The organism is Pseudomonas sp. 24 E 13, from assembly GCF_900004715.1.
Lineage (GTDB): Bacteria > Pseudomonadota > Gammaproteobacteria > Pseudomonadales > Pseudomonadaceae > Aquipseudomonas > Aquipseudomonas orientalis_A.
In genome coordinates, this window is record NZ_CVTO01000136.1 from 37836 (window position 1) to 51747 (window position 13912).

General features: G+C 59.2%; 9 protein-coding genes. 3 read left to right on the forward strand and 6 right to left on the reverse strand.

Annotation, left to right across the window (positions count from 1 at the left end; all coding sequences use genetic code 11):
• Positions 1-87 precede the first annotated feature (87 nt).
• The 3 genes from pgi to BFP90_RS17640 all read left to right on the forward strand — a co-directional run bounded on the left by pgi (position 88) and on the right by BFP90_RS17640 (position 5899).
• Positions 88-1752, forward strand: a complete 1665-nt coding sequence (pgi, locus tag BFP90_RS17630; RefSeq protein ID WP_065883953.1) for a glucose-6-phosphate isomerase — start codon at positions 88-90, stop codon at positions 1750-1752.
• 108 nt (positions 1753-1860) lie between these two features.
• The gene (locus tag BFP90_RS17635) at positions 1861-2877 is read left to right on the forward strand and encodes a class I SAM-dependent rRNA methyltransferase (protein ID WP_065897589.1); all 1017 of its coding nucleotides are present in this window, start codon (positions 1861-1863) and stop codon (positions 2875-2877) included.
• 88 nt (positions 2878-2965) lie between these two features.
• On the forward strand, positions 2966-5899 hold the full coding sequence (locus tag BFP90_RS17640; protein WP_065897590.1) for a DUF748 domain-containing protein: 2934 nt from the start codon (positions 2966-2968) through the stop codon (positions 5897-5899).
• A gap of 417 nt (positions 5900-6316) precedes the next feature.
• Here the strand turns inward: BFP90_RS17640 and BFP90_RS17645 are convergent, their stop codons facing one another.
• The 6 genes from BFP90_RS17645 to infB all read right to left on the reverse strand — a co-directional run bounded on the left by BFP90_RS17645 (position 6317) and on the right by infB (position 13908).
• On the reverse strand, positions 6317-6937 hold the full coding sequence (locus BFP90_RS17645; protein ID WP_065883947.1) for a BON domain-containing protein: 621 nt from the start codon (positions 6935-6937) through the stop codon (positions 6317-6319).
• Positions 6938-7233: 296 nt separating this feature from the next.
• Entirely contained in the window at positions 7234-9339 is a 2106-nt protein-coding gene (gene pnp, locus BFP90_RS17650) for a polyribonucleotide nucleotidyltransferase (RefSeq protein ID WP_065897591.1), read from the reverse strand.
• Between the two features lie 194 nt (positions 9340-9533).
• Positions 9534-9803 (reverse strand): 30S ribosomal protein S15, encoded by a 270-nt coding sequence (gene rpsO / locus BFP90_RS17655; RefSeq protein ID WP_003176135.1) that lies wholly within the window; start codon positions 9801-9803, stop codon positions 9534-9536.
• Positions 9804-9918: 115 nt separating this feature from the next.
• Positions 9919-10836 (reverse strand): tRNA pseudouridine(55) synthase TruB, encoded by a 918-nt coding sequence (gene truB, locus BFP90_RS17660; RefSeq protein WP_003176136.1) that lies wholly within the window; start codon positions 10834-10836, stop codon positions 9919-9921.
• A gap of 3 nt (positions 10837-10839) precedes the next feature.
• Complete coding sequence (rbfA, locus tag BFP90_RS17665) at positions 10840-11235, reverse strand: 30S ribosome-binding factor RbfA (protein ID WP_065883945.1); 396 nt, start codon at positions 11233-11235, stop codon at positions 10840-10842.
• A 159-nt stretch (positions 11236-11394) separates the two neighbouring features.
• On the reverse strand, positions 11395-13908 hold the full coding sequence (gene infB, locus BFP90_RS17670) for a translation initiation factor IF-2 (protein WP_065883943.1): 2514 nt from the start codon (positions 13906-13908) through the stop codon (positions 11395-11397).
• Positions 13909-13912: the final 4 nt, after the last annotated feature.

The following is a 13912-nucleotide window of genomic DNA, read 5'->3' on the forward strand; positions in this document are numbered from 1 at the left end:
GAAACCCCTCGCGTTTTAAAAGACTGGAGGTTTCGGGCTTTGAAGTGTCCTAAAGGCAGTCCCCGTAATAAAAGGAAACCCGCAGCGATGGCGTACTACCGCACCCCTCATGACGTTACCGCGCTGCCCGCCTGGCACGCGCTCGATCAACATCGCCAAGCCATGCAGGATTTCAGCATGCGCGAGGCCTTTAATGCCGACCCCCAGCGTTTCTCCGAATTCACCCTGAGCAGCTGCGGGCTTTTCCTCGATTACTCGAAAAACCTGATCACCCGCGAAACCCGCGACCTGCTGGTGGGCCTGGCCAACGAAGTCGGCCTTAAAGACGCGATCAACGCGCTGTATGCCGGCGAGCCGGTCAACTCCTCCGAAGGCCGTCCGGCGCTGCACACCGCCCTGCGCCGCCCGGTGGGCGACAAGTTGTCGGTCAACGGCGTGAACATCATGCCCGACGTGCACAAGGTGCTGAACCAGATCACTGACCTGGTCGGCCGTATCCACGACGGCCTGTGGCGTGGCTACACCGAGAAGCCGATCACCGACGTGGTGAACATCGGCATCGGTGGTTCGTTCCTCGGCCCGGAGCTGGTCTCCGAAGCGCTGCTGTCCTACGCCCATAAGGGCGTACGCTGCCATTACCTGGCGAACATCGACGGCAGCGAGTTCCACGAACTGACCATGAAGCTGCGCGCCGAGACCACGCTGTTTATCGTCTCGTCGAAATCCTTCAACACCCTCGAAACCCTGAAAAACGCCCAGGCCGCCCGCGCCTGGTACCTGGCCCAGGGTGGCTCGGAAGCCGAGCTGTACCGCCACTTTATCGCGGTGTCGAGCAACAACGCAGCGGCCGTCGCGTTCGGCATTCGCGAAGAAAACATCTTCCCGATGTGGGACTGGGTCGGTGGTCGTTACTCGCTGTGGTCCGCAATCGGCTTGCCGATCGCCCTGGCGATCGGCATGTCCAACTTCAAGGAGCTGCTGTCCGGTGCCTACACCATGGACCAGCATTTCCAGAACGCGCCATTCGAAGACAACATGCCGGTGCTGCTGGGCCTGCTGGGCGTGTGGTACGGCAATTTCTGGGGTTCGCAGAGCCATGCGATCCTGCCGTACGACCATTACCTGCGTAACATCACCAAGCATTTGCAGCAGCTGGACATGGAGTCCAACGGCAAGAGCGTGCGCCAGGACGGCACGCCGGTCGCCACCGATACCGGCCCAGTCATCTGGGGTGGCGTGGGTTGCAACGGCCAGCATGCTTATCACCAGTTGCTGCACCAGGGCACCCAACTGATCCCGGCCGACTTCATCGTGCCGATCGTCAGTTTCAACCCGGTCTCCGACCACCACCAGTGGCTGTATGCCAACTGCCTGTCCCAGAGCCAGGCGCTGATGCTCGGCAAGACACGCGCCGAAGCCGAAGCGGAGCTGCGCGATAAGGGCATCCCTGAGGCCGACGTGCAGAAACTGGCGCCTCACAAGGTGATCCCGGGCAACCGTCCGAGCAACACGATCGTGGTCGAACGCATCAGCCCGCGCCGCTTGGGCGCGCTGGTCGCCATGTACGAACACAAGGTATTCGTCCAGAGCGTCATCTGGGGCATCAACGCCTTCGACCAATGGGGTGTCGAGCTGGGCAAGGAACTGGGCAAAGGCGTCTACAACCGCTTGACCGGCGCCGAAGAAACTTCGGCCGAAGATGCTTCGACCCAGGGCCTGATCAACTACTTCCGCGGTCGTCACCGCGGCTGATCAACGCCTGAACCGCTAGCCTCGAAATAACCCCCGGCCTGTTCAGGCCGGGGCTGTTAAACTGCGCGCCCCCATTGTCTTCATTCCCCCGCAAGCAAGGCGCGCTCCATGACTTCCTTGAACCAGGCGCTGCGCGCCGCCCTCGACCATCGCCAAGACCTGATCAGTGAACTGCATGCCCAAGGCACCGATTGCTACCGGCTGTTCCACGGCAGCCAGGAAGGCGCCGGTGGCCTGACGATCGATCGCTACGGCCCGCAATTGCTGGTGCAAAGCTTCCACCAATCCCTGCAAAACGCCGATCTGCTGGACCTGCACCAACTGATCAGCCAATACATGGGCCTGGAACTGCTGCTGGTGTACAACGACCGCTCCCGTGGCAACTCACGGATCGACCGTGAAGACAGCGTGTATCGCGCCGAACCTGCCGCGCTGGAGGATCTGGTCGGTCACGAATGGGGCCTCAACTACCGAGTGCGCGGGCGGCATGCCGGGCAGGACCCGCTGCTGTTCCTTGACCTGCGCAACACCCGTGGCTGGGTCAAGGACCACAGCGCCGGTAAAAGCGTGCTCAACCTGTTCGCCTACACCTGTGGCGTAGGCTTGAGCGCGGCAGCCTGTGGCGCACGCGAAGTCTGCAACCTGGACTTTGCCGAGGGCAACCTCGCCGTGGGGCGCGAGAACGGTCTGCTTAACCCGCAGTTGCCGACCATGGCCTTCGTACAGTCCGATTACTTCCCGGCGATTCGCCAATTGGCCGGCCTCCCTGTCACTCAGCGTCGTGGCCAGAAACTGCCGAGCTATCCGCGCCTGGAACAGCGCCAGTATGACCTGGTCCTGCTCGATCCCCCCGCCTGGGCCAAAAGCGCCTTCGGTACCGTCGACCTGTTGCGCGACTACCAAAGCCTGCTCAAGCCCGCACTGTTGGCAACCGCCGATAATGGTGTGCTCATTTGCTGCAACAACCTGGCGAAAGTGAGCATGGACGACTGGCGCGAACAGGTGCTGCGTTGCGCGGAAAAAGCCGGTCGCCCCGTACGCGACTGGCAGATCATGGCGCCAGGCGCGGACTTTCCGTCGAAAGACCAGCAACCTCCGCTGAAGACCCTGATCCTGCAATTGTAGGAAGTTTCCCAGGCCTGGCGGTTCTTCGGAACCGAAATCACGTGCCATACTCCAAGGCACTCTCGTTCGACATAGATGGCTGTCACCCATGCCCAAAGGATTGTTCCGCGCCATAGGCGCCTTGTTGACCGCCCTTGCTGTGTATAGCGTGCTGGGCTTTCTGATTCTGCCCGGCATCGCCCTTCGTATTGCCAACCAGCAGTTGGCCCATTACGCAACGGTGCCGGCGCGTATCGAGCGTATCGAACTCAACCCGTTCAGCCTGGAGCTGACGCTATGGGGCCTGAAGATCGGTGAGCCGGGCAAGGAACAGGTGGGTTTCGAGCGCCTCTATGCCAACCTGCAGATCGACAGCCTCTGGACCCGCGCCCTGCACCTGGCCGATGTTCAACTCGAGCAGCCCAGGACCGAATTGCTCTTCGACAAGTCCGGCCAGTTGAACCTGGCGCAATTGTTCAAATTGCCCCCAAGCGAGCCAACCCCTGCCGATCCCGACGCCAAGCCTTTCCCGCTGCGTATCGACAGCATCAGGCTGGCGGGCGGCTATGTGCACTTTCGGGACCTGCGACCCAGCGAACCCATCGAATTTCTCTACGACAAACTCGACTTCGAGCTGAAAAACCTCAGCACCTTGCCGGAAGATAACGCCGACATGACCTTGGTGGCCGCCGGCCCCCAGGGTGGGCAAATCGATTGGAAGGGCAACTTCAGCCTGGTGCCGATCACCTCCGAAGGCTCGCTGAAAGTCACCGACGGCAAAATGAAAGCCTGGTGGCCGTATGTGCGCGATGCCGTGCCGCTGGTGCTTGAGGACGGTGTGCTCAATTTCAGCACCCACTATAAGTTTAGCCTGGCCAAAGAGACCGAACTGAACCTGACCAACACCACCGCCAGCATTGCGCCCTTTGCGATCAAGGCGCCGGATGGCCGGCCATTGGCCCGCCTGGAGCGCCTGGACGTCAGCGAGACCACGGTGGACCTGGCCAAGCAACAGGTAGTGATCGGCAAGATCCGCAGCAACAAACTCGAAACCTGGGCCGCCCGCGAGGCTGATGGGCAACTGGACTGGCAGAAGCTGTTCGCCAGCCAACCCGGCAAACCGGCCAAGACGCCGGAACCGGCCTCCGCGCCCGCGACTGCCGACTCACCTGAAGCGCCACCGGCAGCGCCTAGCAAACCCTGGCAAGTGCTGCTCAAGGATGTGCAACTGCGCAACTACCAGGTGCACCTGGCTGACCGCCAGGCCAAGCCTGCGGTAGCCCTGGATCTGGGCCCGTTGAACGTCGATGTGCAGAACTTCGACAGCCTCAACCAACGCCCTTTTTCCTTGAAGGTCGACAGCGGCCTGGGCAAGCAAGGCAAGATCCAGGCAACCGGCGAGGTCAACCTCAATCCGGTCAGCGCCAGGCTGAAAGTGAATACCCAGGACATCGACCTGCGCGTCGCTCAATCCTATATCAGCCCGTTCATCCGGCTGGAACTGCGCAGCGGCATGCTGGGCAGCAACCTGGATGTCAACCTCAAGAGTACCGAGCCGCTGACCCTGCAAGTCACCGGCCGCGCGCAAGTGGATCAGCTGCACACGCTCGACACCCTCAAGTCCCGTGACTTTCTCAAATGGCAGCGTCTGGTGCTGGAAGGCGTCAATTACCAGCATGGCGACAGCCTGTCGATCGACAAGGTCAACCTGCTGCAACCCTATGCGCGCTTCATGATCAACGAGGACCGCACCACCAATATCGACGACCTGCTGATCCCGCAGCCTGCCGACAGCGGGAACAAATCGGCAGCCAAACCGGCTGCGAGCAAAGACAAGCCGTTGGGTATCCACGTCGGACAGGTCGCGATCAACGACGGCTCGGCCAATTTCGCCGACTTCAGCCTTACGCCCAACTTCGCTACCGCGATTCAACAACTTAACGGCCAGATCGGCACCATCGACAGTCGCCAGGCCAAACCGGCCAGCGTCGACATCAAGGGCAAGGTGGACCGCTACGCGCCAGTGACCATCAAGGGCAGCGTGAACCCGTTTGACCCTATGGCGGCGCTGGACATCGCGACCAGCTTCAAACGGGTCGAGCTGACCACCCTGACGCCGTACTCGGGCAAATTCGCAGGTTTCCGAATCCGCAAAGGTCGTTTGAACCTGGACCTGCATTACATGATCACCAAAGGCCAGTTGAAAGCTGAAAACAAGGTGGTGGTCGAGCAACTGCAACTGGGCGAGAAAGTCGACAGCGCCGATGCGGTGGACTTGCCGATTCGCCTGGCGGTGGCCTTGCTCAAGGACAGCGACGGCAAGATTTCCATCGAGCTGCCGGTAAGCGGTGACCTGAACAACCCGCAATTCAGCGTCATGCCGATTGTGTGGCAGACCTTGCGCAACCTCGTGGTGCGTGCCGCGACGGCGCCCTTCAAGTTCATTGGTGGGCTGGTCACCGGCGGCGGTTCGCAAGACCTGGGGAGTGTGTCGTTTGCGGCGGGCTCCAGTGAACTGGATAAAAACGCCGAAGGAGCCCTTAACACGCTGGCCAAGGCACTCAAGGAACGCCCTGCCCTGCGCCTGGAAATCGAAGGCACCGCAGCGGCCGGCAGTGACGGCCCGTTCCTGGCCGCGCAACGACTGGAGCGTGAGTACCAATACAACTACTACAAAATCCTGCAGCGTCGCGGCGATAAAGTCCCGGCCCAGGCATCGTTGCTTGTGGTGCCCGAGAAGGAAAAGGCGCCTTTGCTGGAAGGCATTTACCGCACACGCCTGAAACAACAACCACCGGCCGAATGGAAAGGCCTGGGCGACGATGAGCGCGCGGCCAGGCTCAAGGACGGCGTGATCAAGTTCTGGAGTGGCAGTGACGTGCTGCTGCGCCAGCTCGGCCAGGACCGGGCCAGCACCATCAAGGATTACCTGGTGGACAAGGCTAAGCTGGAAGACGACCGCGTGTACTTCATTGATGCGCAGCTGGGACAGGCGGAAAAAGATGGTCGGGTGGTGACGCCGATGCATCTGGATGCCGAGTAACCCAATGTGGGAGGGGGCTTGCTCCCGATGGCAGTAGGTCAGTCAGTGATAGGTTGACTGATACATCGCCATCGGGGGCAAGCCCCCTCCCACATTTTTTGCTCCTCGTCCGTGTTGTGCAGCAGGGGCAGGCGGAGAAAGATGCTCGGGCGCTGGCGCCAATGCATCTGGATGCCGAGTAACCCAATGTGGGAGGGGGCTTGCCCCCGATTGCGGTAGGTCAGTCAGTGATGGGTTGACTGATACACCGCCATCGGGGGCAAGCCCCGTCCCACAATAAAACAGGCCCCGACACAAGTGCCGGGGCCTGTAATGACCACATCCGTGTGGTCGGTCGCATGAACTCCAGAGGTGCCTTGGGTGGAAATCTAACTCACCCTAAGCCGCCGCCATTCAGTTCAGACGCAATCGGTAGTGTTACTGGGCTTTCAGGCCATCAGCCGATACAGCTTTGACGCCTTTGATTTTCTTGGCGATCGCTACAGCAGTTTCTTTCTGCGCAGCAGTCACAGCCGCTGTGGACGACAGGGACACAACACCTTTGTTGGTTTCAACTTTGATGTCGGTGCCAGGGATACCTTTCTCGGTAACCAGGTCAGCTTTTACTTTGGTGGTGATCCAGGTATCGCTAGTCGCTTCGCCAGCGTCATGAGCAGCACCTTTGGTTTTGTCGATGCCGTCAGCCTTGGTAGCGCCGCCAGCCAGCAGGCCGTCAGCAGAAACTGCGGTTACACCTTTGATTTTCTTGGTAATCGCTACGGCAGTCGCTTTCTGCGAGTCCGAAACGGCTACTTTGGAGGACAGGGAAACCACACCTTTGTTGGTTTCAACCATGATGTCCGAACCTGGAATGCCTTTTTCAGTCAGCAGGTCAGCTTTGACTTTGGTGGTGATCCAAGTATCCGAAACGCTTTCCTTAGCCTGGGTGGCTTCGCCGGCCGCCAGAGTCATAGGGGCTTGGGAAGTCTGAGCAAAGGCTACGTTAGCACCCATGGCCAGAGTCAGAGCGGTAGCAGTAGCGAGAGCGAACTTCTTCATACGAGTAACTCCTGTTTTATTAAAAGACTGCAGTACATAAATCTTGGTACTGAAGCGCTAACAGGGATATTGCAGGCAGTGTGCCAAGTCGCCGGAAATATAAAAACTCTTATAAAACAATCAGTTATAAAAAACGTTAATTTTCGGAATCGTGCAACTTGCATGAAGTCCATCGTGCCTGCATGCAAGTTGCGGCTTTTGCGCAGGGCTAAACAGCTGATTCTCTTCCATTTTCCCACGCTCATAAAAAAAGGACTCCGAAGAGTCCTTTTCTGCAGCGTGACGCTTGCGGCTAGTTAAACGCCCGAAGCCTTGGCTGCTGCTACGTCCTTGATGGACAGTTTGATACGGCCGCGATTGTCCACGTCCAGTACCAGCACTTCCACTTCCTGGCCTTCTTTCAGAATGTCGGTCACTTTCTCAACGCGAGCGTCGCTCAGCATGGAGATGTGAACCAGACCATCCTTGCCCGGCAGGATGTTGACGAATGCGCCGAAGTCGACGATGCGCTCAACCTTACCGACGTAGATCTTGCCGATCTCGGCTTCAGCGGTGATACCCAGGACGCGCTGGCGTGCTGCCTCAGCCGCTTCCTTGGTTTCGCCGAAGATCTTGATCGAACCGTCGTCTTCGATATCGATCGAAGCCTTGGTTTCTTCACAGATCGCACGGATAGTCGCGCCGCCTTTACCGATGACATCACGGATTTTGTCGGTGTCGATTTTCATCGCGATCATGGTCGGAGCATTTTCCGACAGCTCGGTACGCGACTGACCAATGATCTGATTCATCTGGCCGAGGATGTTCAGGCGCGCTTCCAGGGCTTGGCCCAGGGCGATTTCCATGATCTCTTCGGTGATGCCCTTGATCTTGATGTCCATCTGCAGCGCGGTTACGCCTTTGGCGGTACCGGCTACCTTGAAGTCCATGTCGCCCAGGTGGTCTTCGTCACCCAGGATGTCGGTCAGGATGGCGAACTTCTCGCCCTCTTTAACCAGGCCCATGGCGATACCGGCAACCGGTGCCTTCATCGGTACACCGGCGTCCATCAGTGCCAGGGAAGCGCCGCAAACCGAAGCCATGGAGCTGGAACCGTTGGATTCGGTGATTTCCGACACAACACGGATGGTGTACGGGAACACGTCGGCAGCCGGCAGCATCGCGGCGATCGAACGACGGGCCAGACGGCCGTGACCGATTTCACGACGACCAGCACCGCCCATGCGACCACACTCGCCCACCGAGAACGGAGGGAAGTTGTAGTGCAGCATGAACGGGTCTTTTTTCTCGCCTTCCAGGGTGTCCAGCAGTTGCGCGTCACGGGCGGTGCCCAGGGTCGCGACTACCAGGGCCTGGGTTTCACCACGGGTGAACAGCGCCGAACCGTGAGTCTTCGGCAGAACACCGACTTCGATGTTCAGCGGGCGCACGGTGCGTGTGTCGCGACCGTCGATGCGTGGCTTGCCGTTAACGATGTTTTCGCGAACGGTGCGGTATTCGATTTCACCGAAAGCCGCTTTGACTTCGCTGGAAGAAGGCTGGCCTTCTTCACCGGACAGCTTGGCGACAACCTGATCCTTCAGCTCGCCCAGGCGAGCGTAACGTTCGGCCTTGACAGTGATGGCGTAAGCCTGGGAGATCGCGTCGCCGAATTCGGCACGGATAGCGCCCAGCAGAGCAGTGGCTTCTGGTTGTGGAGCCCAGGTCCAGGTTGGCTTGGCAGCTTCGGCAGCCAGTTCCTTGACGGCGTTGATCACCACCTGGAACTCGTCGTGGGCAAACAGTACGGCGCCCAGCATCTGGTCTTCGGTCAGCTCTTTGGCTTCCGATTCAACCATCAATACGGCTTCCGAGGTACCAGCAACGACCATGTCCAGGCTCGATGCTTTTTGTTGCTCGTAAGTCGGGTTCAGCAGGTAGCCGGTGCTTTCGTGGAACGCAACACGGGCGGCGCCGATCGGTCCATCAAACGGGATGCCCGAGATAGCCAGGGCAGCCGAAGTACCGATCATCGCAGCGATGTCCGGATCGGTTTTCTTGCTGGTGGAAACGACGGTGCAGACAACCTGCACTTCGTTCATGAAGCCTTCCGGGAACAGCGGACGGATCGGACGGTCGATCAGTCGGGAAGTCAGGGTTTCTTTCTCGGAAGGACGGCCTTCGCGCTTGAAGAAACCGCCAGGGATCTTACCGGCAGCGTAAGTTTTTTCCTGGTAGTGAACGGACAGAGGGAAAAAGCCTTTGCTCGGGTCAGCGGTCTTGGCGCCAACCACGGTCACCAGTACGGTAACGTCGTCGTCAACGGTAACCAGCACTGCGCCGGAGGCTTGACGGGCGATACGGCCTGTCTCGAGGGTAACGGTCGACTGACCGAACTGGAATTTTTTGATAACCGGGTTCACGGTGTCCTACCTTCTTTGTGGCTCTTGGGGAACTTGTCTTCTTGCGAAATTCTTGGGCAACGTCGGGAATCGGCCCAACCCTTGTCCAGGGTAAAACGTGTATCCAGATAAAACTTGAGGCTGGGAGCCTGCCATGGGCCAGCGGGAATCCCACTGACACACGGCAGACAACCAACCTCTAGCGCAATCGCTGATTAGCGACGCAGACCCAGGCGACCGATCAGAGCCTGATAACGACCCAGATCCTTGCCTTTCAGGTAGTCCAGCAGCTTACGGCGCTGGTTTACCATGCGGATCAGACCACGACGGGAGTGGTGATCTTTACCGTTGGCCTTGAAGTGACCTTGCAGTTTGTTGATGTTGTGGGTCAGCAGTGCAACTTGCACTTCTGGCGAACCAGTGTCACCAACAGCTTGCTGATAGTCAGCTACGATTTGTGCTTTTTCTTGAACGTCGAGAGCCATGAGGCAATCCTTTTTTCAGGAAACCACCCAAAGGGCGGTTTCAACAGGCCAGGGACAAATCCCTGTATCTAAAAATGAGTGTTGACCATGCCTGTTAACAGCCACACTCGTTCGGTCATTCTGACCGAATCAGTCGACGCGGCGCGATGCGCCCGTCTTCGCTCACTTCACCGATACCGATAAAGCGACCGTTATGATCCTGTACTCGCACCATGCCGAATTTCGGGGCATCCGGGGCGCGTACCGGCTGGCCGTTAAGCCAGTAGAACGCGCTGTGCTCCGAAAAGTGCAGCAATGGCCAATCCAGCAAACCGCTGTCCGATGGCATCAGGAAGCGATCAACCGCCTCATTGCCGCCTTCGGCATGTACCGCTTCGAGCTCTTCCAGCGTGACCGTCTGGGCCAGGGTGAAAGGGCCGGCCTGTGTACGTCGCAGTTCGGCAACGTATGCGCCACAGCCCAGTTGCTCACCAATATCTTCCACCAGGGTACGGATATAGGTGCCTTTGCTGCAGTCCACCGCCAATCGGGCAGTGTCACCTTCACAGGCGAGCAATTCCAGCCGGGCAATAGTAACAGAACGCGGTTCGCGCTCCACCACTTCACCGGCACGCGCCAGCTTGTAAAGAGGCTGGCCATCACGCTTGAGCGCCGAGTACATCGGCGGTATCTGGCTGATTTGCCCACGGAAAGCGGGTAAGGCGGCTTCAATATCGGCACGACCAACGGTCACATCGCGAACCTGCAGGACATCACCTTCAGCATCGGCCGTGGTGGTGGTCTTGCCCAGTTGCATCAGGGTTTCATAACCCTTGTCGGAATCGAGCAGGTATTGCGAGAACTTGGTCGCCTCGCCAAAGCACAACGGCAGTACGCCGGTCGCCAGGGGATCGAGGCTGCCGGTGTGCCCGGCCTTCTCGGCATTGAGCAGCCAGCGGACCTTCTGCAACGCGGCATTGGAAGTAAAGCCAATGGGTTTGTCGAGCAGAATGATGCCACTGACATTACGGCGGATACGTTTGACCTGAGCCACCGCTTACTCCTTGGCGTCTTCAGGTGTGGACGGATGCTGGCTGTCTTCAGCCACGGCGCGCTCGATCAATGCCGACAGGTGCGCGCCACGCACGACGCTTTCGTCGTAGTGGAAGTGCAACTGGGGAACGCTGCGCAACTTCATTTCACGGGCCAACTGCATACGCAGGAAACCTGCGGCGGCGTTGAGCACCTTGATGCTTTGCGCGATTTCTTCGCTGTTGTCCTGGCCCATCACGGTGATGAAGATCTTGGCGTGACCCACGTCACGGCTCACTTCAACGGCGGTGATGGTGACCAGGCCAACGCGCGGGTCTTTGACTTCGCGACGGATCAGTTGAGCCAGCTCGCGCTGCATCTGATCGCCGATACGCTGGGTACGGCTGTATTCTTTTGCCATGTCTTGTTACCTGTTACTGCCACACGGTGAAACCCGTGGGGTCTGAAAGCGGCAAACGCCCGGCCTGACAAAAGCCAGACCGGGCGTTGCGTTTAGAGTCCGTACGCTACGCGGGGCATCTGCATGCCCACACGCGGCGTGGCTCCGGAAGTGCGCGAGTTAGAGGCTGCGAGCAACCTGAACCTTCTCGTAGACTTCGATCTTGTCGCCAGGCTTGACGTCGTTGTAGCTCTTGACGCCGATACCGCATTCCATGCCGGCACGTACTTCGGAAGCGTCATCCTTGAAGCGGCGCAGGGATTCCAGCTCGCCTTCGAAGATAACGATGTCTTCACGCAGTACACGGATTGGACGGTTACGGTGAACCGTACCTTCGATAACCATGCAACCGGCGATCGCGCCGAATTTCGGCGATCGGAACACGTCACGCACCTCGGCGATACCCAGGATGTTCTCCCGGACGTCACTGCCAAGCATGCCGGTAAGGGCTTTCTTGACGTCTTCGATGATGTCGTAGATGACGTTGTAGTAACGCATGTCCAGGCCTTCCTGCTCGACGATCTTGCGAGCGCCGGCATCGGCACGCACGTTGAAGCCGAACAGTACAGCGTTGGAAGCCAGTGCCAGGTTGGCGTCGGATTCGGTGATACCACCGACACCGCCACCGACAACGCGCACTTGCACTTCGTCGTTACCCAGGCCGTTCAAGGCGCCGTTCAACGCTTCGAGGGAACCACGTACGTCAGATTTGAGGACGATGTTGAGCGTCTTCTTCTCTGCCTGGCCCATGTTCTCGAAGATGTTTTCCAGCTTGCCGGCGTGAGCACGAGCCAGTTTGACTTCGCGGAACTTGCCTTGACGGAACAGAGCCACTTCACGGGCTTTCTTCTCGTCGGCAACCACACTCATCTCGTCGCCAGCGTCCGGGGTACCGTCCAGGCCGAGGATCTCGACAGGGATGGAAGGACCGGCTTCCTTGATTGGCTTGCCGTTCTCGTCGAGCATGGCACGCACGCGGCCATAGTTCGAACCGACCAGCACCATGTCGCCCTGGCGCAGGGTACCGTCTTGAACCAGTACGGTAGCAACCGGGCCACGACCCTTGTCGAGACGCGATTCAACCACAACACCGCGGCCTGGGGCCGATGGGGTTGCTTTCAGTTCGAGTACTTCGGCTTGCAGCAGCACCGCTTCGAGCAGTTCGTCCACACCGGTACCGACTTTGGCCGAGACCGAAACGAACGGCGTATCACCGCCCCACTCTTCGGACGTCACGCCGTGAACCGACAGTTCGCTACGGATGCGATCGAGATCGGCGCCCGGCTTGTCGATCTTGTTCACTGCAACCACCAGTGGAACACCGGCGGCCTTGGCGTGCTGGACAGCTTCAATGGTCTGCGGCATTACGCCGTCGTCCGCTGCAACCACCAGGATCACGATGTCGGTCGCCTTGGCACCACGGGCACGCATTGCGGTAAACGCGGCGTGACCCGGGGTGTCGAGGAAGGTGACCATGCCGCGCTCGGTTTCAACGTGGTACGCACCGATGTGCTGGGTGATACCACCGGCTTCGCCAGCCGCTACCTTGGCACGACGGATGTAGTCGAGCAGCGACGTCTTACCATGGTCAACGTGGCCCATTACGGTCACGACCGGCGCACGGGAGAACGTCTCACCTTCAAACTTCAGGGACTCGGCCAGGGAATCTTCCAGGGCGGTGTCGCTGACCAGGGTCACTTTGTGGCCCAGTTCTTCGGCTACCAGTTGAGCAGTTTCCTGATCAAGCACCTGGTTGATGGTCGCTGGGGTACCCAGTTTGAACATGAACTTGATGATTTCAGCCGCCTTGACCGACATCTGATTGGCAAGATCGCCAACGGTGATGGTCTCGCCGATCTGCACATCACGCACGACAGGGCCGGTTGGGCTCTGGAAACCGTGGGCGTTGCGCTTTTTCAGCTTGGCCTTGCCGCGACCACCACGACGGAAGCTGTCGCTTTCTTCGTCGGTGGTACGTGGGGCAACGCGTGGCGCAGGCGCTTTCTCTTTGACCGAGGCGCGATGCGGAGCGTTTTTACGCTCGCCATCACCGCCACCACCGCGACGATTGTTATCGTCGGCACGTGGTTTGTCCGGACGACGAGGTTCGTCGCGCTTGCGATCTGCTGCAGGAGCAGGTGCGGCAGCCACCGGGGCAGCCTCACGCACCGCTTCAACAGGAGCGGCGACCGCTTCAGTGCTGGCAGGTTGCGCAGCAGCAGGCTGGCGACGCGCTTCTTCTTCGGCGCGACGCTTGGCTTCTTCTTCAGCCTTCTGACGAGCAGCATTTTCTACTGCGCGACGTTCATCCAGCTCGCGTTTGCGCTCGGCTTCGATTTCTTCCGGGCTGCGCTGTACGAAGACTTTCTTCTTGCGTACTTCAACGCTGATGCTCTTGCTACCTGCAACACGCAGGGTGCTGGTAGTTTTGCGCTGCAATGTAATCTTGCGCGGTTCTTCCACTTTCGCCTTGTGGCTGCTTTTCAAGTGAGTCAGCAAAGACTGCTTCTCACTGTCGCTCACATGTTCCTCGGCGGCGGTGTGCGGCAGACCTGCCTCACGCATCTGCTGCAACAGGCGCTCTACCGGTGTTTTGACCTCATCGGCCAGTTGTTTCACCGTGACTTGCGTCATGCAC